This window comes from Variovorax sp. GW821-FHT09B05 (genome assembly GCF_059418265.1).
This window is the reverse complement of the sequence record NZ_JBWKPN010000010.1, coordinates 264,530-286,477: the sequence shown is the minus strand read 5'-3', so window position 1 is coordinate 286,477 and position 21,948 is coordinate 264,530. Positions and strand designations below refer to the sequence as shown.

21 protein-coding genes are annotated in these 21,948 nt (G+C 69.1%); 6 read left to right on the top strand and 15 right to left on the bottom strand.

Annotation, left to right across the window (positions count from 1 at the left end):
• Positions 1–10: 10 nt before the first annotated feature.
• The 12 genes from AC07RM_RS25710 to gspG all read right to left on the bottom strand — a co-directional run bounded on the left by AC07RM_RS25710 (position 11) and on the right by gspG (position 11,409).
• Entirely contained in the window at positions 11–595 is a 585-nt protein-coding gene (locus AC07RM_RS25710) for a DUF7822 domain-containing protein (protein WP_495336362.1), read from the bottom strand.
• Positions 596–630: 35 nt separating this feature from the next.
• Positions 631–1,869 carry a type II secretion system inner membrane protein GspF gene (gspF, locus tag AC07RM_RS25705; protein WP_093355440.1) on the bottom strand — a complete coding sequence of 413 codons (1,239 nt, stop codon included), beginning with the start codon at positions 1,867–1,869 and terminating at the stop codon, positions 631–633.
• An 18-nt stretch (positions 1,870–1,887) separates the two neighbouring features.
• Positions 1,888–3,279, bottom strand: coding sequence for a GspE/PulE family protein (locus AC07RM_RS25700; RefSeq protein WP_495336361.1), 1,392 nt, complete (start codon positions 3,277–3,279; stop codon positions 1,888–1,890).
• A 65-nt stretch (positions 3,280–3,344) separates the two neighbouring features.
• Positions 3,345–5,678 carry a type II secretion system secretin GspD gene (gene gspD, locus AC07RM_RS25695; protein WP_296780675.1) on the bottom strand — a complete coding sequence of 778 codons (2,334 nt, stop codon included), beginning with the start codon at positions 5,676–5,678 and terminating at the stop codon, positions 3,345–3,347.
• Positions 5,679–5,685: 7 nt separating this feature from the next.
• Positions 5,686–6,486 carry a type II secretion system protein N gene (gene gspN / locus AC07RM_RS25690; RefSeq protein WP_398498723.1) on the bottom strand — a complete coding sequence of 267 codons (801 nt, stop codon included), beginning with the start codon at positions 6,484–6,486 and terminating at the stop codon, positions 5,686–5,688.
• Between the two features lie 28 nt (positions 6,487–6,514).
• Positions 6,515–7,087 carry a type II secretion system protein M gene (locus AC07RM_RS25685; RefSeq protein ID WP_495336360.1) on the bottom strand — a complete coding sequence of 191 codons (573 nt, stop codon included), beginning with the start codon at positions 7,085–7,087 and terminating at the stop codon, positions 6,515–6,517.
• Entirely contained in the window at positions 7,084–8,295 is a 1,212-nt protein-coding gene (gspL, locus tag AC07RM_RS25680) for a type II secretion system protein GspL (protein WP_296780684.1), read from the bottom strand. Before gspL ends, AC07RM_RS25685 begins: the two co-directional genes overlap by 4 nt.
• A gap of 128 nt (positions 8,296–8,423) precedes the next feature.
• A complete protein-coding gene (gspK, locus tag AC07RM_RS25675) occupies positions 8,424–9,419 on the bottom strand; it encodes a type II secretion system minor pseudopilin GspK (protein WP_495336359.1) in 996 nt (331 codons plus the stop codon).
• Entirely contained in the window at positions 9,416–10,126 is a 711-nt protein-coding gene (locus AC07RM_RS25670; RefSeq protein WP_495336358.1) for a PulJ/GspJ family protein, read from the bottom strand. The genes gspK and AC07RM_RS25670 overlap by 4 nt, the downstream gene beginning before the upstream one ends.
• Complete coding sequence (gene gspI / locus AC07RM_RS25665) at positions 10,126–10,518, bottom strand: type II secretion system minor pseudopilin GspI (protein WP_495321684.1); 393 nt, start codon at positions 10,516–10,518, stop codon at positions 10,126–10,128. The genes AC07RM_RS25670 and gspI overlap by 1 nt, the downstream gene beginning before the upstream one ends.
• Positions 10,515–10,994 (bottom strand): prepilin-type N-terminal cleavage/methylation domain-containing protein, encoded by a 480-nt coding sequence (locus AC07RM_RS25660; protein WP_495336357.1) that lies wholly within the window; start codon positions 10,992–10,994, stop codon positions 10,515–10,517. The genes gspI and AC07RM_RS25660 overlap by 4 nt, the downstream gene beginning before the upstream one ends.
• On the bottom strand, positions 10,969–11,409 hold the full coding sequence (gspG, locus tag AC07RM_RS25655; protein ID WP_093355462.1) for a type II secretion system major pseudopilin GspG: 441 nt from the start codon (positions 11,407–11,409) through the stop codon (positions 10,969–10,971). The genes AC07RM_RS25660 and gspG overlap by 26 nt, the downstream gene beginning before the upstream one ends.
• Before the next feature lie 50 nt (positions 11,410–11,459).
• On the opposite strand from gspG, the gene AC07RM_RS25650 reads away from it, so the two are divergent.
• Complete coding sequence (locus tag AC07RM_RS25650) at positions 11,460–12,083, top strand: type II secretion system protein N (RefSeq protein WP_495336356.1); 624 nt, start codon at positions 11,460–11,462, stop codon at positions 12,081–12,083.
• Positions 12,084–12,183: 100 nt separating this feature from the next.
• On the opposite strand, the gene ilvA is transcribed toward AC07RM_RS25650, so the two are convergent.
• Positions 12,184–13,776, bottom strand: coding sequence for a threonine ammonia-lyase, biosynthetic (gene ilvA, locus AC07RM_RS25645; RefSeq protein ID WP_495336355.1), 1,593 nt, complete (start codon positions 13,774–13,776; stop codon positions 12,184–12,186).
• Positions 13,777–13,846: 70 nt separating this feature from the next.
• Here ilvA and AC07RM_RS25640 point away from each other — a divergent pair, with 70 nt between their 5' ends.
• Positions 13,847–14,977: a site-specific integrase gene (locus AC07RM_RS25640; RefSeq protein WP_495336354.1), complete on the top strand. Its 1,131-nt coding sequence runs from the start codon at positions 13,847–13,849 to the stop codon at positions 14,975–14,977.
• Between the two features lie 205 nt (positions 14,978–15,182).
• On the opposite strand, the gene AC07RM_RS25635 is transcribed toward AC07RM_RS25640, so the two are convergent.
• Complete coding sequence (locus AC07RM_RS25635) at positions 15,183–16,520, bottom strand: porin (protein ID WP_495336402.1); 1,338 nt, start codon at positions 16,518–16,520, stop codon at positions 15,183–15,185.
• Between the two features lie 229 nt (positions 16,521–16,749).
• Here AC07RM_RS25635 and AC07RM_RS25630 point away from each other — a divergent pair, with 229 nt between their 5' ends.
• Entirely contained in the window at positions 16,750–17,199 is a 450-nt protein-coding gene (locus AC07RM_RS25630; protein ID WP_057594099.1) for an OsmC family protein, read from the top strand.
• A gap of 12 nt (positions 17,200–17,211) precedes the next feature.
• On the opposite strand, the gene coq7 is transcribed toward AC07RM_RS25630, so the two are convergent.
• Positions 17,212–17,841, bottom strand: coding sequence for a 2-polyprenyl-3-methyl-6-methoxy-1,4-benzoquinone monooxygenase (coq7, locus tag AC07RM_RS25625; RefSeq protein ID WP_495336353.1), 630 nt, complete (start codon positions 17,839–17,841; stop codon positions 17,212–17,214).
• Positions 17,842–18,121: 280 nt separating this feature from the next.
• Between coq7 and AC07RM_RS25620 the strand changes: the two genes are divergently transcribed.
• From AC07RM_RS25620 to AC07RM_RS25610, 3 genes are all read left to right on the top strand, one after another.
• Entirely contained in the window at positions 18,122–19,402 is a 1,281-nt protein-coding gene (locus AC07RM_RS25620) for a porin (RefSeq protein WP_495336352.1), read from the top strand.
• 222 nt (positions 19,403–19,624) lie between these two features.
• A complete protein-coding gene (locus AC07RM_RS25615; protein WP_093355481.1) occupies positions 19,625–20,605 on the top strand; it encodes an ABC transporter permease in 981 nt (326 codons plus the stop codon).
• 1 nt (position 20,606) lies between these two features.
• The gene (locus tag AC07RM_RS25610) at positions 20,607–21,917 is read left to right on the top strand and encodes a M20 aminoacylase family protein (protein WP_256223084.1); all 1,311 of its coding nucleotides are present in this window, start codon (positions 20,607–20,609) and stop codon (positions 21,915–21,917) included.
• Positions 21,918–21,948 lie beyond the last annotated feature (31 nt).

Here is a 21,948-nt window from a genome sequence, read left to right as displayed (position 1 = left end):
GGTTGTGCGGTCAGGAGTCGGCGCGGCCATCGTCGGCCGCGTCGAACGAGAAGTAGAGCGTATCCGACCAGTGGCCCAGGCCGAGCTCGCGGATCGGTGCCTCGACCACCTGCTGCGCGGGCGGCAGCAGGCGCTGCCAGAAACTTTTCGGGCGCGGCGCGAGCGCGGCGAGTGTTCGCTCGATCTCGGCATCGAGGTCGGCCAGGCCCTGGCGCAGCTTCTCGACCTCGCCGGCCACGGGCGCGTCGCCCATGCTCAGCACCTCGGCCGGCTCGAGCACGAACCATTCGTCGGGCCGCGTGTGTTCGGCCAGGAAGCGCAGCGCGTCCTCGCGCATCGGCGAGATCGCGGGGTGGTCGATGCGCGCGAGGAAGGCAGCGACGCGCGCGATGCCCGGTCCGCAACGCCCGGCCAGCGCGAGCGGCTCGGCCCCGTCCCAGATCGCCGAACGGCAGGGCCGGGTCTCGCACGACACCAGCAGGCGGAACACCAGCGGCACGTCGTAGGCGTATTCGGAGAGGCCGCGCAGCGCGGACGGGCGGGCGCCCGCGTCCGGCAGGGCGGCGCTGGCATAGAGGTAGCTTCGATTGGCCATCGGCGTGTTCCTTGCCCGCGGCCGAACCGCGGGCGCTACTTCACGAACTGGTTGAGCTGGATGATCGGCAGCATCACGGCCAGCACGATCAGCATCACCACGCCACCCATCGCCACGATCAGCAGCGGCTCGAGGATGGTGGCCAGGTGCATGGCGCGGCGCTGCACTTCGGCGCCGAGCTGGTTGGAGGCGCGCTGCAGCATCAGCGGCAGCGTGCCGGTCTGTTCGCCGAGCCGCGCGAACATCGACACCAGCCCCGGGAAGCGCTTCTTCTGCGCCAGCGCCGAGGCCAGCGGCGCGCCCTCGCGCACCAGCACCAGCGCATCGAGCGCGTCGGCGCGCATGGCGCGGTTGCTCAGGGTCTCGGCGGCCGCCTGCAGCGCGCGCAGGATCGGCACGCCGGCGGTGGCCAGCATGGCGAGCGTGCTCGCGAAGCGCGCCGCGTTGTAGCCGCGCGCGAGCTTGCCCACCAGCGGCAGCTTGAGCCAGGCGGCATCGAACTTGAGGCGGAAGGCCTCCTGCGCCAGCGCCAGCCGCGCGCCGACGGCGGACAGCAGCACGATGCCGAGCATCCACCAGCCGTAGTTGCGCACGGCGGCGCTGAGGCCCAGCATCACGGTGGTGAGGAAGGGCAGCGAGCGCTTGGTGCCCGCGAACACCTGGGCCACCTGCGGCACCACGTAGCTCACAAGGAAGATCACGATCACGATCGCCACCAGCGTGACGATGGCCGGATAGAGCGCCGCGCCGACCAGCTTCTGCTGCAGCGCCTGGCGTTCCTCGAGGTCGTCGGCCAGGCGGTCGAGCACCAGGCCGAGGTTGCCGCTCTGCTCGCCGGCGCCGATCACGGCGGTGTAGATCGGCGAGAACTCGCGCGAGTGCGCCGACAGCGCGCGCGCGAACGGCGAGCCGGCGTTGACCTCGGCGCGCAGCGAGGCCACGAGGTTGCGTTGCTGTTCCGATTCGGCTTCGTCGGTGAGCGCCGTGAGCGCGCGCTCGAGCGGCAGGCCCGAGGACACTAGGCCCGCGAGCTGGCGTGTCCAGACCGCGAGGCCGGTGGAATTGAAGACCCGCTTGCCGCCGCCGAGCCAGCGCGACAGGCCGCTGCGCTGGCCGGTGCCGTTGACGTGGTCGCTGCCGACCGGCTTGACCGACAGCGGGATCAGCGCCTGGGCGCGCAGCATGCTGCGCGCGCTGCGCGCGGTGTCGGCCTCCAGCACGCCTTCGCGCGACTGGCCGGCGGCATCGATGGCTTCGAAGGAATAGGCGGGCATGGCGGAACCGGTGCTGCGCTAGTCGCGCGTGACGCGCAGCAGCTCGGCGCGCGAGGTGATGCCGGCCTGCACCAGCCGCTCGCCGTCCTCGCGCATCAGGCGCAGGCCGCCGCGCGCGCCGGCCTTGAGCAGCTCGCTCTCGGCCGCCTTGCTGTGGATCAGGCCCTGGATGGTCTCGTCGGCCACCAGCAGTTCGAAGATGCCGGTGCGGCCCTGGTAGCCAGTCTGGCCGCAGGCCTCGCAGCCGGCGCCGCCGCAGCTGGTGCAGACCTTGCGCACCAGCCGCTGCGCGAGCACACCCAGCAGCGAGGAGCTCAGCAGGAAGGGCTCGACGCCCATGTCGGTGAGACGCGTGACCGCGCTGACCGAGTCGTTGGTGTGCAGCGTGGCCAGCACCAGGTGGCCGGTGAGCGAGGCCTGGATCGCGATCTGCGCGGTCTCGAAGTCGCGGATTTCGCCGATCATGATCACGTCCGGGTCCTGCCGCAGGATGGCGCGCAGGGCCTTGGCGAAAGTGAGCTCGATCTTGGCGTTGATCTGGGTCTGGCCCACGCCCGGCAGCTCGTACTCGATCGGGTCTTCCACCGTCATGATGTTGCTGCGGCTCGCATCGAGCCGGGCCAGCGCGGCATACAGCGTGGTGGTCTTGCCCGAGCCGGTGGGACCGGTCACGAGGATGATGCCGTGCGGCTGCGTGATCAGCTTCTCGAAGCGCTCCAGCGTGTCGCCCAGCATGCCCACCGATTCGAGCGTGAGCTTCGACTCGCTCTTGTCGAGCAGCCGCAGCACGGCGCGTTCGCCGTGCGCGCTCGGCAAGGTCGACACCCGCACGTCGACCGCGCGCGTGCCGATGCGCAGCGAGATGCGTCCGTCCTGCGGCAGCCGCTTCTCGGAGATGTCGAGGTCGGCCATGATCTTCAGGCGCGAGATCAGCGCGGCATGCAGCGCGCGGTTGGGCTGCACCACCTCGCGCAGCGTGCCGTCGATGCGAAAGCGCACCGACGACGTGCGCTCGTAGGGCTCGATGTGGATGTCGCTGGCGCCGTCGCGCGCGGCCTGCGTGAGCAGCGCGTTGAGCATCCGGATGATGGGCGCGTCGCCCGCGCTCTCCAAGAGGTCCTCGACCGCCGGCAGCTCCTGCATCATGCGCGAGAGGTCGGCATCGCTCTGCACCTCGCTGACCACCGCGGCGGCGCTCGATTCGCCCTGTGCGTAGGCGGCGCTGATGCGCTGCGCGAGCGGGCCGTCGGCCAGCACCTCGAAGGCCTGCACGCCGTACTTGCGCGCGACCTCGCCGACGGCGCTGCGCGCGGGGTGGCTCGACATCCACAGCGTGTAGCGGCCGTCGTCGGCCTCCTCGAGCAGCAGTTGCTGGCTGCGGGCGAAGGCGTAGGGCAGGGGATAGCGCATGGGGCGGGTCGGCGGGGCGTGGTCGGTGCGGGTTTCGAACGGGGCGGGCGTGCGGCCTTCGGGCCTCAGGGCATTTCGCGCTGCGTGGCCGGGTCGGCGGTGGGGGGCAGGGCGCCGCGCAACGGGCTGGCCGGCAGCTTGCGGTTGTCGGGCGCGGGGATCGGCGGCGGGATCAGCTGCGTGCCTTCCTCGCGCAGGCTGCCCGAGGGCGCGCGTGGCGCGCGCGTCAGCGGCGTGTCGGGCAGGATCGGCGCGGCATCGACCTTGTTGAGCATCGGGTTGCCGGTGTCGGGCTGGGCCTGGACCTGCAGCGCGCGGATCTGGTCGTAGCGATCGAAGGCGAAGGCCTCGGTGGAGGCGGCGTCGCGCATCACGACCGGGCGCAGGAACATCATCAGGTTGTTCTTCTCGCGCGAGCGGGTCTCGTTCTTGAACAGGTTGCCCACGACCGGGATGTCGCCGGCCAGCGGCACCTTCTCGATCTTGTTGCCGTAGTTGTCGGACAGCAGGCCGCCCAGCATGACGAGGCCGCCGTCTTCCACCAGCACGCTCGATTCGAGCGAGCGCTTGTTGGTGGTGGGGCCGTTCGGGTCGGTCTGGCTGCCGGGCAGCACGGTCGAGATCTCCTGGAAGATCGTCATCTTCACCGTGCCGTTCTCGTTGATGGTCGGGCGCACGCGCAGCGTGAGGCCGACGTCCTTGCGTTCGACGGTGGTGAAGGGGTTGAGGCCGCCGGTGGTGGGGTTCGAGTAGGAACCGGTCGGGAAAGGCACGTTCTGGCCGATCACGATCTTGGCTTCCTCGTTGTCCAGCGTCAGCAGGTTCGGCGTGGACAGCACGTTGGTGTCGTTGTCGCTGGCGAAGAAGTTGGCGATGGCGCCCAGCACGTAGTGGCCGCCGATCTTGCCGCCGATGCCGATGTTGAAGCCCTGCGGCAGCGAGATGCCCTGCGGGTTGCGCGTGGCGATCGCCGTCGTGAGCGCCAGCAGGTTGGTGCCGGTCAGGCTCGAGTTGGTGCCGAGCACCGCGTTGTTGCCGAGCGCGCTCTGCCATTGCACGCCGAACTGCGCGGCCTTGGTCGCGTTCACTTCGACCACCAGCGCCTCGATCATGACCTGGGCACGGCGGCCGTCGAGCTTGTCGATCACGGCGCGCATCTGGCGGTACTGCGGTTCGGGCGCGGTGATGATCAGCGAGTTGGTCGACGGGTCGGCCTGGATCTGGCCGCCGGTGGAGGGCTGGTTGGCGTTGTTCAGCGGCGCGCTCGCCTGCGGGGAACTGCCGCCCTGCGAGTTGCTGTTGCCGAAGTTGACCGGCATCGCCGCCGACAGGTTGGGTTGCGACTGCGCCGCGGCCGCGCCGGCGGCACCACCGGCCGCGCCGGGCTGGCCCTGGTTGTTGGTCTGCGCCGCCGCCATGGCCGCGCGCAGCGTGGCCGCGAGCCGCACCGCGTCGGCGTTCTTCAGGTAGACCACGTAGATGTTGCCGGCCGCGCCATTGCTGCTGTCGATGGCGGGGCGGTCGAGCTTGTCGACCAGCGTGCGCACCAGCGCCGCGCGCGCCGGGTTGGCCGCGCGCAGGATCAGCGCGTTGCTGCGCGGATCGGCCATCAGCGTGGTGCGGAACGAGGCATCGGTGCCGCCGCCGGCCGCGGCCGCGCCGGGCTGGCCGGTGGCGCCGCCGCCGTCGACCAGGCGCTGGATCAGCGGCACCATGTCGGTGGCGATCGAATGCTTGAGCGGGATCACGTCGATGTCGGAGGCGTTGGGCACGTCGAGCGCCGCGATGATGCGCGAAAGGCGGCGCATGTTCTCGGCGTAGTCGGTGATCACGAGCGAGTTGTTGCCCGGGTTCACGTTGATGGTGTTGTTCGGCGGGATCAGCGGGCGCAGCACCGGCAGCAGGTTGTTCGGCGACTCGTAGTTGAGGCGGAAGATCTGCGTGATGATCTGGTTGCCCGCGACCGAGGCGGTGCCGCCCGTGGTGGTGGTGACGGTGCTGGTCTGCAGCTTGGCGTCGGCCTCGGGCACGATCTTGTAGAGGCCGTCGGCCTCGACCACCGCGAAGCCCTGCAGCCGCAGCGCGGAGGCGAACTGGTTGAAGGCGGCCGAGGGCGGGATCGCGCGGTCGGTCACGAGGTTCATCGTGCCCTTCACGCGCGGATCGACCACCACGTCGCGTCCCGTGACCACCGCCATGGTGCGCGCCACGGCCTCGATGTCGGCGTTGGCGAAGTTCAGCGTGATCGGCTCGCCGCGGCGCGGCGCTTCGCCCTGCGCGAAGGCGGGCACGAGCGCGAGCGGCGCGGCCTGCAGAAAGGTGGCGGCGATCAGCAGCCGGACCGCATGCGCGACCAGGCCACGGGAAGCGCGGGGGAAGGAGGACAGGGGCGTCGTCATGGTCAGGTCAACCCAGGGTGATGATCGAGCGCGCGTTGTCGCGCCGCCCGATGATGTTCAACAAGTTGGAGAGAGCGTCTTCGCTGCCCGGCGCGGCACTGGCCTCGCCGTTGAAGCGGAATGCGGTGCCGTTCCAGCTGCCGCTGCCGTTGAGCTCGAGGCTGCCCTGGCGCGTGCTCAGCAGCAGCGAGGGGCGGTTGCCGCCCTCGAGCGCGAGGCGGTAGCTGCCCATCGGCCGCAGGGTCGAGAGGCTGGAGGAAACGTCGGTGGCGTCGAGCGTGGCCTGGCCCGCGATGCGCAGCACCGGGCCGTCGGTGCGCAGCGAGAAGGCGCGCGTCGAGAGGTCGAGCGTGCCTTCGAGCTTGAGCGTGTTCCAGGGCGCGCCGAGGCCGCTGAGCATGGTGGCGGGCCAGCGCGAGCGGCCGTCGCCCCAGTCGATCTGCACGCCGCCGGCGCGCGGGCCGGCGCGCAGCTCGAGCGGCTGGGCGGCGCAGCAGGGCAGGTCGAGCGAGGCCGACACGCCGCCCCAGCTCGGCCGCAGGCGCCAGTTGAGCGTGCCGGGCAGAGAGACGGCTTCGCCGCCGCCCGCGCCGCTCGCGAACACCACGGCCGCGGCGCCGTTCCAGACCGTGCCGCGCGGATTGACCAGCAGCAGGCGGCCGTCGCTCCAGCTCGAGAGGCCGGCCGCGAGCCAGCGCGCGGGCGCGAACAGCACCAGCGCGACCAGCGCGCCGACGACGATGCCGAGCACCGCCCAGCGCCAGCCGCGGCGCGGCTTGGGGGAAGACAGCGGGGCGCGCGTCACCATGGCCGGGTGCACCGGTGGAGGGGGCGGCTCATCGTGCGGCCGGCAGCGTCATGACGAGGGTGCCCTCCCAGCGGATCTGCGGCGCCTCGGGGGCCTTGTCGCGCGCGGCGGCCTGCGCCGCGCCGGTGCCCAGGGTCGGCGGCGGGGTGGCGGCGACCGCGCGTGTGAGGTGCGCTTCGCGCGGCACCGCGTGGGCGTTGCCGCGCGCCTGCGCGAGCCATTGCGCGAGCGCATCGGCGGCGGTGGGGCGCAGCGTGACGGTGGCGACGTCGCCGGAGCCGCCGCCACCGGTCATCAGCTGGCCGCTGGCGCCGATGCCCTGGCGCACCGAGGTCTCGAGCGCGCGCAGCGCGTCGTCGCGCGCCAGCCGCGGTTGCGACTGCAGCGCCTTGGCGCGGTTCTGCAGGGTGGCCATCTGCTGCAGCTGCGCATCGAGCTTCGCGTGCTCGGCCGGCGCGGCCCAGAGGGTGCGCAGCGCGGGCGCGAGCGCGATCCACCACAGCAGGGCCAGCGCCACCAGCGAGACGGCGGCGATCACCATGCGGCGCTCGCGCATCGCGAGGACGGCCCAGCGGGCCTTGAGTTCTTCGGTGAATTTCATCGGGTGGCCTCGGCCTGTACCAGCAGCAGATCGCCTTCGGTGCGCACGCCGTAGCCGCGCGGCGCCATCGCGGACGTGAGCTGCGAGACCTCGGAGGGCTGCAGCCCGAGGCCGCGCAGCCGCAACTGGCCGGCCACGTAGTCGATGGCGCTCGGCACGCGGCCCGGCGGCAGGTTGCCGGCGAGCGCGCCGAGCATGGGTTCAAAGTCGCCGCTGGCCACGTCGCCCACGGCGAGCTGCAGCGCGGCGACTTCGCGCTGCATCTGCAGCGGCGCGTCGACCACCAGCTTGACGGTGGGGAAGGTCTGCGTGAGCACGCCCTTGACGGCCTCGCGCTTGGCCTCGAGCGCGCTGCGCTCCTTCCAGGCCCAGGCGTTGAGGCCGATCAGCTGCGTGAGCACCAGCACCACCGCGCCCCAGCGCGCGGCGCGCCATTCGGGCGCGTAGCGCAGGGTCTGAACCACGGAGGCGAATTTCTTGCCGGCGCGCGCGCGGCCCGTGACCGCGAGGTCGAACTGCGCGAGCTCCCAGCGCGAGCGCGCGGCCTGCAGCCAGCGCTGCGGCGCCTGCACGATCGGCACGCGCTGCTCGAGCAGCCGCTCGGCCGCCGCGGCCACGGCCGGTTCGGCCGAGATCACGGCGGTGTCGGCCGGCAGGCCGGCCGAGAGCGCGAGGCCGGCGCCCGCGAGCGGCAGCGAGACCACGCCGTCGGCGTCGCAGACCGTGAGCTGCGGGGCTTCGGGCTCGCCGGTGATCAGCAACTGCGGCGGGCCGTCGGCCGGCTGGGGCGCGAACTCGGGAACGATGCGGGTGACGCGCCGGCCGCTGGCCTCGAGCGCCTGCACCACCGAGCGCAGCCAGATGCGGTTGCAGGCCGCGACCCACACCGGATCGCCGGCGCGCGCCTCGGGTTCGAGCGCGAAGTGCAGCGCCTCGGGGTCGTCGAGCAGGTGTTCCTCGAGCAGGCCGTCGAGCACGGCGCGCAGCTTGGAGGCGCTGCCCATGCTGCCCTTGGGCAGCGTGACGCGGTGCCACGAGAGCGCGGTCGACGGCACGCCGAGCGTGACCTCGCTGCCCGAGGGCAGCAGCGCGAGCAGTGCGCGGCCATGGTCGCGCAGCACGATGCCGTCGTCGCCGGCCTGGGCCCAGTCGTACTCGCCCGCGGCGTCGGCCGGAGGCAGGGGAGCGATGAGCAGCAGCGGGGTCATGGGGGTGTGGGGAAAAGCCGGTGATTGTAGGTGGGCGTCTTACAAAGGCGCACTACGTTTTTCATAGCGTACCTGACAGATATGACGGGCGTTGGAAGGCTTTTATGCTCGGAAAAATGTAACGGGCCTCAGGGTTTGACCGAGGTGTAGGTGGCGCCGGTGCCACGCGTGCGCCAGATGGTCTTGACGGTGACGCCGTCGCGCTGCAGCAGCGAGCGCTCGTCGACCCAGGTGCGGTCGATGCGCAGGCGGCCGTAGACCTCGAAGAATTGCGTGCCGACGCTGTGCTGCTCGGCGTTGAACAGGATGCCGTCGGGCAGGCCGGCATTGGCGGCCGCGATGTCCTTGAAATACGAGCGCGTGCGCCGCTCCACGAGCTGGCGTGCGTCGGCGATGGTGAGCCGGGGCAGGCTGGCGGCGAGGACTTCGGCACTGGCGGTGTTGACGTTGATCGGCGTGCGGATCGGCAGCACCGTGACGTAGGGCTCGAGCGCCGCCGCGGTCGAGGGCGAGAGGCCGAGCCACACGAGCTGCGACACCTCCTGCGGCATCAGCGGCGCGCTGGCGCCGTCGTCGGCCGGCGCGCCGGCAGAGGCATCGGTGGTGGTGCCCAGCGTGCGCGCCAGCGAGGCGGTCATCGCATTGAGCTCCGCGCCCGGCAGGTTCAGCAGCCCGAACAGCTTGGTGAAGGCGGCGACCGCCGCCGGCACCGGCTTGTTCGCATTCACCAGCGTCAGCACGTTGAGCTTGGACTGCGCATCGACGATGCGGCCCGAGAGGAAGGCATCGGGCAGGCCCTCGAGCTGGTCGCTCGAGACGTTCTTGTCGGCCGCCAGGAAGCTGGTGAGCCGCGCTTCCTCGAGCGGCACGGCCCAGGGCTCGGCCAGGTTGTCGGAGCCGCCGGCGCGGCCGTCCTCGCGCAGGATCAGGCGCGACCAGTCGAGCGCGCCGACCAGCACCCAGGCCGCCTGCACGCGCGCGCGCTCGGCCGATTCGACCTCGGACGCGCGCCACTGCTGCCACAGCGCGGCGGCGGCGAAGGTGGCGACCAGCGTCACGGTGAGCATGGCGGCCAGCAGCGCGGCGCCGGCCTGCCGATGGCGGTGGTGGTGGCGTGGCGTCATGAGCGTTGCGATCCCACGGTGGGCCGCACCCAGTCGCGCGTGAGCGTGCCCGAGAGGCCGTCGCCCGGCGGCAGGGTGAGCACCAGCCGCACGCCGTCGGGCATGCTGACGATCGAGCCGATCGGGGCCTGCGGATTGGCCGGCGCGGCCTGCAACTCACCCGCGGGCACCCAGACGTCGTTGCGGAAGTAGTAGAGCTGCCAGTTCTGCACCGGGATCAGCACCGTGTCGCTGAAGCCGTTGGGGCCGCCGTAGCTGCCCTGCGCACCGCCGTTCTCCTGCGCCCACGAGGCCGCCTGGGTCCAGGCCTGCTGCCAGGCGCCGCGGGTGCTGAAGGGCGGCGATTGCCAGCGGCGCCAGCGCACGCCGTCGGGGCCGGCGCGCAGCGTCCAGGCCACCACCAGCACGCTGGGGTTGGCGGCGTCGCCGCCACTGCGCGTGAGGCGCAGCACGCGGCCGTCCCAGTCGATCGGGCGGGTCTGCGCGAGCGCGACCACCGCGTCGAGGTCGGCGCTCCATTGCGCCAGCGTGGTCTGCAGCGTGAGCACCGCGTCGGCGCGCAGCTGGTTCTGCGTGGTGGCGCGCGACATGCCGTCGAGCCCGCGCCAGCTGACCAGCGCGAGCAGCGCCATCACCGCGAGCGCGACCAGCAGCTCGATCAGCGTGAAGCCGCGCGTGGGCCGGGCGCGGGAGGGCGTGTGGTCCATCAGTAGCGCCCCACCACCGTCGACAGGCGCAGGATCGGCGCATCGACCGTGTCGCGCACCTGCACGTCGATGCGGTTGAAGTTGGGGTTCAGCGTGGCGGAGACGGTGGTCGTCACGTTGAAGCTCGTGCCGGCCTGGGCACAGATGGAGCCCGAGATGCCCACGCCCGGCATCTGGCGCGCGAGCCGGGCCTTGGCCAGTTCGTTCTCGGCGCACAGGTCGGCCAGCAGCAGGTCGGACTGGCGCTGCGCGTTGCGCGTGAGCGCCATCGTCGCTTCAGAGCCCGCGGCCAGCGCGAGCGCGACGATGCCGAGTGCGATCAGCACCTCGATCAGCGTGAAGCCGCGACGGCGCCGCGCGGCGGCCGCGGCGCGGGGGGCGCGCTGCCTCATGGATTGCTGACCGAGAAGGGACGCAGACCGTCGGTCGCGATGCGCAGGGTGCGCGCGGGCGGGCCGTCGGAGGACAGCAGCACCTGCTGGGGCGCGATGATCGGATCGGGGCCGAGCAGCAGCGTGGCGACCGGAATGCCGTTGGCGAAGAAGGCCTGCGCCGTCATGCCCTGCGAGGCCCAGCCATTGGGCAAGGTGCCGGGCGGCAGGCCGTCGAACACGAAGCTGCCGCCCTCGACCAGCCGCCAGCGCACCGCGATGCCGCTGGCGCGCGACTGGGCACGGGCCGATTCGAGCAGCGCGGCGAGGCGGTCGGCTTCGCGGTCGAGCCGGGCCTGGCCGCTGTCGCGCATCGCGAAGCTCACGCCGGCCGTGGCGATCGCGATGATCGCGATCACCACGATCAGCTCGATCAGCGTGAAGCCCGCGGCCCGGCGACCGGCGCGGCGTCTATTGCCAGCTGCCGATGTCGGCATTCTTGCCCTCGCCGCCGGCCTGTCCATCGGCGCCGAGCGAGAGCACGTCGATTTCGCCCTTGATGCCCGGGTTCATGTACTGGTAGGGATGACCCCAGGGGTCGTTCGGGAGCTTCTCGACGTAGGGCTTCCAGTTCGGCGCCGCCGGGCCGGTGGTCGGGCGCACCAGCAGCGCCTGCAGGCCTTGCTCGCCCGTGGGGTAGCGCTGGTTGTCGAGGCGGTAGAGCTTGAGGGCCTGCATCAGGTTGTTGATGTCGGTCTTGGCGGCTGTCACACGGGCGTCATCGGCCCGCTCGATCACGTTCGGCACGATCAGCGCGGCCAGCACGCCGATGATGACGAGCACCACCATCAGCTCGATCAGCGTGAAGCCGCGCTGGGCGGAACGGGTGGCGGCGCGAAGGAGTTTGGTCATGGATTTCGGTGACATGGTTCGGAAAGCGCGCTGCATGATAATCCGCGGCCATGACAAGTCCCTATACCGCCGCGCGCTGGCATGCGCCCCTCGCAACCACAGGCCTGTGGGCGCTCGCGGCCGGCGCGGCCGTGTTCTGGGGGCTGCGGCTGGCTTCGCCGGTGCAGACCGTGGCGGCCGCGGCTGCCGCCGGACGGCCCGCCGCGGCCGCCGACACCGACGCGGTGGCGCGGATCTTCGGCGTGCTGCCGGCCTCGAGCAATGCGCCGGTGGCACCTGAGGCGGCCAGCCGCTTCGCGCTCGCGGGCGTGGTGGCCGACCCCTCGAGCCAGGGCGCGGCGCTGATCGCCGTCGACGGCAAGCCGCCCCGGCCCTTCCGCGTGGGGGGGCGCGTCGGCGAAGGCTATGTGCTGCAGTCGGTCGGGCTGCGCTCGGCGACGCTGGGCACGCGGATGGACGCGCCGGCCGCCTTCACCTTGCAACTGCCGGTGAAGGCGCCGATCAACGTGAGCGTGCCGCCGCCGATCGGTACGGCGCCCGTGATGCAGGCGCCGGCGAATGTGGGGGGCCTGCCCGCGACCATGCCTGCGATGGCGCCCGCCGCCAGCGTGCTGCAGCCGGATGGGGGCGCGCCGATGCCGCAGCCCGGGCAGGGCGGGGCGACCGCGCAGTAGCCTTCGCGCCGTCGCGCGTTCGGCAGGAAGAAAAAAACCGGCATCGCGCCGGTTTTCTTTTTTTTGGGAGGCGCCGCCGTGGCGCCTTCGGGCCTTCGGATCAGGCCTGGAGGAACAGGCGGTACGCGGGGTTCGCGGTTTCTTCCACGTAGGGATAGCCCAGCGTCTCGAGGAAGGCATCGAAGGCCTCGCCGTCGCCGGCGGGCACCTGCAGACCGACCAGGATGCGGCCGTAATCCGCACCCTGGTTGCGGTAGTGGAACAGGCTGATGTTCCAGTTCGGCCGCATCAGGCTCAGGAACTTGAGCAGCGCGCCGGGGCGCTCGGGGAAGATGAAGCGCAGCAGTCGCTCGTCGTGCGCGAGGCCGGTGCGCCCGCCCACCAAGTGGCGCAGATGCTCCTTGGCGAGCTCGTCGTGCGTGAGGTCGAGCGCGTCGAAGCCGTGCTCGCCGAAGGCCTTGGCGATGACCGCCGACTCGCCGCGCGTCGAGGTCGTGAGGCCGACGAAGACATGGGCCTGGGCCGCGTCGCTGATGCGGTAGTTGAACTCGGTCACGTTGCGCAATCCGCCGCCCGGTGCGGCCGCGTTCGTGTCGGCGTCGCCGATCGGCATCTGGCCGACCAGCTCGCACAGGCGCCGGAAACTGCCGCGCTCCTCGGGGATCGTGACCGCGAACAGCGCTTCGCGCTCCTCGCCGACTTCCGCGCGTTCGGCCACGAAGCGCAGGCGGTCGAAGTTCATGTTCGCGCCGCTGAGGATCGCGGCGTAGGTCTCGCCGTGGCGGCCATGCTGCGCGACGTACTGCTTGATCGCCGCCACCGCCAGCGCGCCCGAGGGCTCGACGATGCTGCGCGTGTCGACGAACACGTCCTTGATCGCGGCGCAGACCGCATCGGTGTCGACCAGGACGTAGTCGTCGACGAGGTCGCTCGCGACGCGGAAGGTTTCCTCGCCCACCAGCTTGACCGCGGTGCCGTCGGCGAACAGGCCCACGTCGGTGAGCGTCACGCGCTCGCGCGCCGCGACCGATCGCATCATCGCGTCGGAGTCGTTCATCTGCACGCCGATCACCTTGATCTCGGGACGCACGGCCTTGATGTAGTTGGCCACGCCCGAGATCAGGCCGCCGCCGCCGATCGCGACGAAGACCGCATCGAGCCGGCCCTGGTGCTGCCGCAGGATCTCCATCGCGATCGTGCCCTGGCCCGCGATCACCTCGGGATCGTCGAAGGGATGGACGAAGGTCAGCTTCTGTTCGGCCTGCAGTTCGAGCGCACGCGTGTAGGCATCGGAATAGCTGTCGCCATGCAGCACGACCTCGCCGCCGAAGCCGCGCACCGCATCGATCTTGAGCTTGGGCGTGGTCACCGGCATCACCACCACCGCACGCGCGCCGAGCTTGCGCGCGCCGAGCGCCACGCCTTGCGCATGGTTGCCGGCCGATGCGCAGATCACGCCGTTCGCGAGTTGCTCGGCGCTCAGGTGCGCCATCTTGTTGTACGCCCCGCGCAATTTGAAGCTGAAGACGGGCTGCTGATCTTCGCGCTTGAGCAGCACGGTGTTGCCCAGACGCTCGCTGAGCGCGCGCGCTTTTTCGAGGGCCGATTCGACCGCCACGTCGTACACGCGGGCGTTGAGAATTTTTCGGAGATAGTCAGCAGGTGTCAGTGCCGACGGAGGTGCATGGCGCACGATTGTTCCTGGGGAGAATTTTGTTAACAACGAATGATAAGAGGCATCGGGATTGCATACGGGAGACGACATGGACACAAATGTCATAACTCTCTTTCCCAACGCGCCTGCCGCCAATGATTCCGGTTTTTTTGGACGCACCTATCCCGCAGTCCAACCGGCCGCCGAAAAGTTCAAAGACGGACAGAATCTGTTATCAATTTCTGTCAGTGATCTTTCCGAAAAGTTGATGCACGCCGAGGCGGCGCGCGTTCAACGTGGGGAGATCGGACGGCCCACCTGGCAGGTGATGGGCAACAGATTGCGCGCGCATGTCCTTCCATTGCTGGGGGACTTGCCCGCGCAGGCCTTCACCACGCGCGATGCGCAGCGGCTCATCGATCGGCTCGGCGACGAGGGCTTCACGAGCACGACGATCGCGCAGTACCTCGTGCTGCTGCGCAAGGTCGTGATGCATGGCGTGCACATCGGCGTGCTGCGCGAAGCGCCGCTGTTTCCGAAGGTGAAGGTGCGCAGCCGGCCGCGCGGCAGCTTCAGCGTGGCCGAGTACCGCGCGCTGATCGCCGCGGCGCGCAGGCTGCGTGGACGGTCGCATCCCGTGCTCGATGCACTCGCGCCGGGCGAGCGCTTCTGGATCGCGCGCGAACTGCTGGTGATGCCCGACGAGATGCCGTGGCTGATCCGCTGGATGGTCAACACCTTCGTGCGGCCGAGCGACATCAAGCTCATGAAGCACAAGCACATCGAGGTCGTGCGCGCGAAGCATGTCTACCTGCGCATGAACCTGCCGGAGACGAAGCGCCACAGCCAGCCCATCGTGAGCCTGCAGCCCGCGGTGCGCGTCTACGAACGGCTGGTTGCCCATCGTGCGCGGCACGGCTTCGATGGCGCGGACGACTACATCTTCCTGCCGCAGCTCAAGAACCGCGAGCACGCGCTCGCGGTGCTCAACTTCCTCTTTCACTGGGTGCTCGAGGTCGAGGGCATCGAGAAAGGGCCGCTGGGGCAGGATCGCACGCTCTACTGCCTGCGCCATACCGCCATAACGTTGCGTTTGCTGTATGGCCAGGGCATCGACATGCTGACCCTGGCGCGCAATGCGCGAACGAGCGTCAACATGGTCGAGCGCTTCTATGCGTCGGTGCTCAATGGGGAGATGAATGTGGGGCTGCTGCAAAGCAGGCGGGGGCGAACGGTGTAAGAGGGATGCAATGAACGCGCCGGTCCTCGAGGCTCGAGGCCGGTGCCGCAGGCGCGGGAAGGGCGGGTTCGGGAAAAGGAAGAGCGTCGATGGAACGCTCGGCACATACGACCAAAAAGCCGCCCGGCGCGAACCGGGCGGCTTGGCATGAGAAGGATTCGATCTGGCGAGAGCCAGCATCGGAATCGGCTTCTTTCAGGTCAGCTTAGAACGCGTGGCGGATGCCGATGTCGTAGCCAGTGGCCGTGCGCGGAGCCCAGCCGATGTTCTTGGTGGCATCCAGGTAAGCCGGGGAACCGCCCGCGGTTGCGCCCATCACGCCGGGGTTGTTCTGGCCGTCCTTGATGCGGATGCGAGCCACCGTGGCGTACAGCGCCGTGCGCTTCGACAGGTTGTGCACGTAGCCGATCGCGAGCTTGTTCGCCGAGGCATCGCGGTTGCCGCCGAAGAGCGCTTCCGTGACGCTGAGCGGTGCGCCGTTCTTGAACTTGACGGTCGAGTACGAAGCGCGAATCAGGCCCGGGCCGACCGGCACCGTCACGCCCAGCAGGTAGCCGTTGTACTTGTCGCTCTGCGAGGTGGTGGCGAAGTAGGGGACCGACTGCAGCGTGAGGGGATTCACGAAGCTCGAGCTCGCGCCCGTTTCGTTCTTGTCCTTCACGCGGGACATCTCGCCGAAGAGCTTGACCGGACCGAAGTCGTACGAAGCGCCGAGGTTGAAGGTGCTGATCTTGCGATCCTGCGAGCCGGTGATGAGCGACAGGTTGCTGAGGGTCACGCTGTCGGCCGCGGTGCTCTGCCCGTAGGCGGCAGCCACGTCGATCGGGCCGTTGGCGTAGCCGAAGCGACCACCGACGTAGCGACCCTTGGTCGACGGGCTTTCGGGCAGGCCGCTCGACTTCACGTTCTCGTGCAGCGCGTACTGGACCTGGCCGTAGAAGCCGCCCAGGTTCGGGGGCAGGAAGTAGCCGATGCTGTTGCTGGCGCGGTAGTAGTTGTCGGTCTTGTCCACGGCAGAGCCGGGGCCGGACGAGGTCGACAGGTTGCTGTTGATTGTGGCGATGAGGTTGGTGCCGACGCCATTGGTGCCGAACGGATCGAACACGGTGTCGTTCCAGAACGTCGAGGTGTAGTCGCGACCCAGGCGGACTTCACCGAAGCCACCCGACAGGCTCACGGTCGAGCGGCGGCTGAAGTCGGCGACGCCCTTGGAGCCGTCGTCGTTGCTGATGGGCGCTTCGAGCCAGAAGCTGGCAGCCAGGCCGCCGCCGAGGTCTTCGGTGCCGCGGAAGCCCAGGCGACTGGAGTTGTAGCCCGAACGCGAGAGCGCGGTCTGGCTTTGCTTCACACCGACGGGTGCCACGAGGAAGGGGTTCGCGAGCGGGCTGTAGTAGGTGCTCTTCGTCGAATAGTTGCTGACTGCGGCATCGACCACACCGAACAACGTGACGGAAGACTGGGCCGAGGCAACACCGGCAACAGCCAGGGCAGCCAGAGCAGCTGCCCTTCGAGGCGGTTGGCTAGAGTGGCCCGCGCCTCGGATGACTAGAGTGGGGGAGCCGCCAAGAAAAAAGCCCCAAGCCTTGCGGCTCGGGGCTAAATCCACCAATTGGAAGGGTGGAGGAGACAACTTGCACGCACCGGGGTGCGCAATGAAATAAAGTATATCGGTTGTTTGTTGCGATGCAACAAGCGAGTGATGCTTTTCCCACACAGATAACGATGTCGGGTGTGATTTTTGCCAGACATCCGGAACCGGAGTTCAGAAAAAGATGGAATGCACTGTAAGTTGGACCGGCAATGCGGGTGCGCGCTCGTCCATGGGATTCGTGGCCGAGACGGGCAGCGGCCACGTCCTGATGATGGACGGTGCGCCCGACGCGGCGAAACCCGAGAACGGCGGCCAGAACCTGGCGGCGCGCCCCATGGAAACGGTGCTGGCCGGCACCGGCGGCTGCACGGCCTACGACGTGGTGCTGATCCTCAAGCGCGGCCGCCACCAGGTCGAGCGCTGCAGCGTCAAGCTGACCAGCGAGCGGGCCGAGAAGGATCCCAAGGTGTTCACCAAGATCCATATGCACTTCACGGTGGCCGGCAAGGGAATTCCGGCCTCGGCGGTGGAGCGAGCGATCGCTCTCAGCCACGAGACCTACTGCTCCGCCAGCATCATGCTGGCCAAGACCGCCGAGATCACGACCAGCTTCGACCTGATCGAAGCCTGATCCTTCCCGGGGTCAGATCCGGTGCGCCACGGTCGTCATCACCCGTGAGGCGACGCGCATCAGGGCCTTCGCGGGCGGCGGCAGCTCCGCGGCACCCGCCGCCACGGCATTCTCGGCATGCCGGGCCTCGTCGGCCTTCATCTGTTCGACCACGGCGCGCGAGGCGCTGTCCGCTGCCGGCAGCCGGTCCAGGTGACTTTCGAGGTGTGCTTCGACCTGGCGCTCGGTTTCCGCCACGAAGCCCAGGCTCAGCGGGTCGCCGAGCCGTCCGGCGACCAGTCCCAGGCCGAAGGCACCCGCGTACCAGAGCGGATTGAGTACCGAAGGCCGCGCGCCGAGCGCGTCCAGGCGCTCGCGCGTCCAGGCCAGGTGGTCCGTTTCCTCGTGTGCCGCCTCGAGCAACTGCGCGCGCAGCACGGGGTCGCGCGCCACGGCCGCCTGCGCCGTATAGAGCGCCTGCGCGCAGACTTCCCCGACATGGTTGACGCGCATCAGCGCACCAGCTTCCCGTCGCTCCACGTCGCTCAATTCCCCCGGGGCCTGGCTCGGGACGGGGGTGGCGCGGGTGGCATGCGGACGGGCAAAGAGCGTCCGGAGCGCGGAATCGGCGGCGGTCAGCAGGGGGTCGAGCGAAGTCGTCATGAAGGGATTGGAACGCAACTTGCCAAAGCACCGATCTCGGCAAGTTTGTTTCATATCGTGAGATCAAAAGACCCTAAGCCCTCTGTTGCATCACTGCAACGAAACGCGGCGGGGGTAGGAGATTTCGGCTGAATTGTTTTGCCCTGCCGCAGCGGCTCTGGTGCAATAGCGACAACTTCCCAAAAGGAGGTTGGCCCGGGGTCCGGTGGGAGCACAGAAGTGCCAGTCACGGTGAGCCCTTCGCGCCGGAGCCCTATGTTTAACCTTGGAGAAACTTGCAATGAAAAAATCTCTAGTTGCTCTGGCTGCCCTGGCTGTTGCCGGTGTTGCCTCGGCTCAATCGTCCGTGACGCTGTTCGGCGTGGTTGACGCTGCAGTCAGCGGCTATTCGACCAAGAGCAATCTGATCGTCGCCAACCCGTTCGCGATCCCCCCGTTCGGCGTTCCCGGCTCGCTGAAGCGCAGCCAGACCGCCCTGTCGAACTCGGGCTACAACTCCAGCCGCATCGGCTTCCGTGGTACGGAAGACCTCGGTGGTGGCCTGGCAGCCAGCTTCTGGCTCGAAGCCCCGATCACGAACGACGACGGCAAGGGTGGTATCTCCAACTTCGCTCGCCGCTCGACCGTGAGCCTGTCGGGTGGTTTCGGTGAAATTCGTCTGGGTCGTGACTACACCGCCACGTTCTGGAACGACACCGTGTTCGACCCCTTCGGCACCAACGGCGTGGGCTCCAGCGCGATCTTCCGCGTGAACGGCAACCTGGCTTCGGCTCACGGTGGCGCACCGAACGGTGCAGCTCCGTCGGACAGCTATGTCCGTACCAGCAACGCCATCGCCTACTTCCTGCCTCCGAACCTGGGCGGTTTCTACGGCCAGTTCCAGTACGCTCTGCATGAGAACGTCAAGTCGGACGAGCTGCTGAACAGCCCGAGCAAGCGCGGTCGTTACGTCGGTGGTCGCTTCGGCTACGCCAACGGTCCCCTGGACGTCGCTGCCGCCTACGGCGTCGACACCAAGGACGGCGCTCCGCTGCCTGGCCTGGCTTCGGGCTACTCGAAGGACCAGATCAAGACCTTCAACCTGGGCGCTTCGTACGACTTCGGTCCGGTCAAGCTGTTCGGCGAAATCTCGCAAGTCAAGGATTCGTATGACCGCAACCAGTCGCTGACGCTGCTGGGCCTGCCGTTCATCTACACCCAAGGCCTGTCGGACAAGTACACCGGCGCCCTGATCGGCGCGACGGTTCCCGTCGGTCCTGGCCTGATCCGCGCTTCGTACTCGCAAGTCAAGTTCAAGCCTGACGACGCTCTGGTTCCGTTCAACTTCTACAACGACGGCAACGCTCGCGCCAGCCAGTTCGCTGTCGGCTACGTGCACAACCTGTCGAAGCGTACGGCTCTGTACGCTACGCTGTCGCGCATCAGCATCAAGAACGGCCAGAACAACAGCATCCTGGGCATCACCACCGGTGGCTCGCCTGGCTACGGCACGATCGCTGGCCAAACGTACGCTCCGAAGAGCGCTACCGGCTACGACTTCGGTATCCGTCACGCTTTCTAATTTGACGCTGGCGCAAGCCAGCTTCGAATCGAAAGATCAAGAAGCCGCTCGACGCAAGTCGAGCGGCTTTTTTTCATGGGCTTTCCATCGGCATCGGGCCCGTCGAGTTACCCTCGCGCCGCTCTCGAAAGAGCACACGCACCAAGCGCGTGCACCCCGGGGGAACCCCCGTGCGGGCACGCAGTTTGCACTGCTAGCATGCCTGCTCTTTTTCAGAACTGAATGATTGCCTTCGTACTGCGCCGCCTGATCCAGGCCGTGATCGTGATGGTCGCGGTCGCGTTCATTGCCTTCCTTCTCTTCCAATACGTGGGTGACCCGGTCGTGTTCCTGCTGGGCCAGGACGCCCGGCCCGAGCAGATCCGCGAAATGCGCTCCGCGCTGGGGCTCGACCGTCCCTTCTTTGTGCAGTTCTGGCATTTCCTGGTGAATGCCGCGCAGGGCGAATTCGGCCTGAGCCTGCGCCAGGGCGCCAAGGTCTCGCGCCTGATCGGCGAACGCTTCCCGGCCACGCTCGAACTGGCCCTGGTCGCCGCGCTGCTCGCGCTGCTGGTCGGCATCCCGATGGGCGTGTACACCGCGCTGCGCCGCGGCACCTTCATGAGCCAGGTCTTCATGACCGTCTCGCTGCTCGGCGTGTCGCTGCCCACCTTCCTGATCGGCATCCTGCTGATCCTGGTCTTCGCCGTCACGCTGGGCTGGTTCCCGAGCTTCGGCCGCGGCGACACCGTGCAGCTCGGCTGGTGGTCCACCGGCCTGCTCAAGTCCGACGGCTGGATGCACATCGTGCTGCCGGCGATCACGCTCGCGATCTTCCAGCTCACGCTGATCATGCGGCTGGTGCGCGCCGAGATGCTCGAGGTGCTGCGCACCGACTACATCAAGTTCGCGCGCGCACGTGGCCTGTCGAACCGGGCCATCCATTTCGGCCACGCGCTCAAGAACACGCTGGTGCCCGTGATGACCATCACCGGTCTGCAGCTCGGCGGCCTCATCGCCTTCGCGATCATCACCGAGTCGGTGTTCCAGTGGCCCGGCATGGGCCTGCTGTTCATCCAGGCCGTGACCTTCGCCGACATCCCCGTGATGGCAGCTTACCTGTGCCTGATCGCGCTGATCTTCGTCACCATCAACCTCATCGTGGACCTGCTGTATTTCGTGGTCGATCCGCGGCTGCGCATCGGCAAGGCGGGAGGACACTGACATGAGCGCCACCTCGAAGACGAGCGCAACGCGACCCGCACCCGCGCCGCCTCCCGCACCCGCCGCGCGCCTGCAGGCCAACGGCCGCGCCTTCGCCCACATCGCGAGCTTCTATCCCGAGATCGAGGCCTTCCGGCGCGACCTGCATGCGCATCCCGAACTGGGCTTCGAGGAGGTCTACACCTCGGGCCGCGTGCGCGAGGCGCTGCGTGCCTGCGGCGTCGACGAGATCCACGAGGGCATCGGCAAGACCGGCTTGGTCGGCGTGATCCGCGGCCGCTCCACCGCCAGCGGCCGCATGATCGGCCTGCGCGCCGACATGGATGCGCTGCCGATGCGCGAGGACAACGACTTCGGCTGGCGCTCCGCCACCGAGGGCCTGATGCACGGCTGCGGCCACGACGGCCACACGGCCATGCTCGTGGGCGCGGCACGCTACCTGGCCGAAACGCGCAACTTCGACGGCACCGCGGTGCTGATCTTCCAGCCCGGCGAGGAAGGCTATGCCGGCGCGCGCGTGATGATCGAGGACGGCCTGTTCGACCGCTTCCCGGTGCAGTCGGTCTATGCCATGCACAACTGGCCCGCGATGCCGGCCGGCACCGTCGGCATCAACCGCGGCGCGATGATGGCCGCGGCCGACCGCATCACGATCGAGATCAAGGGCAAGGGCGGCCATGGCGCGCATGCCTACCTCACGGTCGATCCGGTGATCGCCGCCGCCCACATCATCACGGCCGCCCAGACCATCGTGTCGCGCAACGTGCGGCCGATCGACGCCGCCGTCGTCAGCATCTGCGCGATGCAGGCCGGCGACCTCGGCGCGATGAGCGTGGTGCCCGGCGAGGCCACGCTGGTCGGCACCGTGCGCACCTTCAGCGCGCGCGTGCAGGCGCAGGTCGAGCAGCGCCTGGGCGAGCTGTGCACTTCGATCGCCGCGGGCTTCGGTGCCACCGCCAGCATCAAGTACGAGCGCATCTACCCGGCCACCATCAACACCACGCCCGAGGCCATGTTCGCGGCCGACGTGGCCGAGTCGCTGGTCGGCGCCTCCAACGTCGACCGCAACATGGAGCCCAGCATGGGCGCCGAGGACTTCTCCTTCATGCTGCAGAAGAAGGCCGGCGCCTACCTGCGCATCGGCCAGGACGCGCGCCGCGGTGCCTTCCTGCACAACAGCCGCTACGACTTCAACGATGAGATCCTGCCGCTCGGCGCCGCGTTGCACGCCGGACTGATCGAGCAGGGCATGCCGCTCGCCGCGACCCGCGGCGGGCAGCCCGAGAGAGCTGCCGCCACCGCGGCGCCTTGATTGTTTTGATCCCAACCCGAGGAGTGTTTTC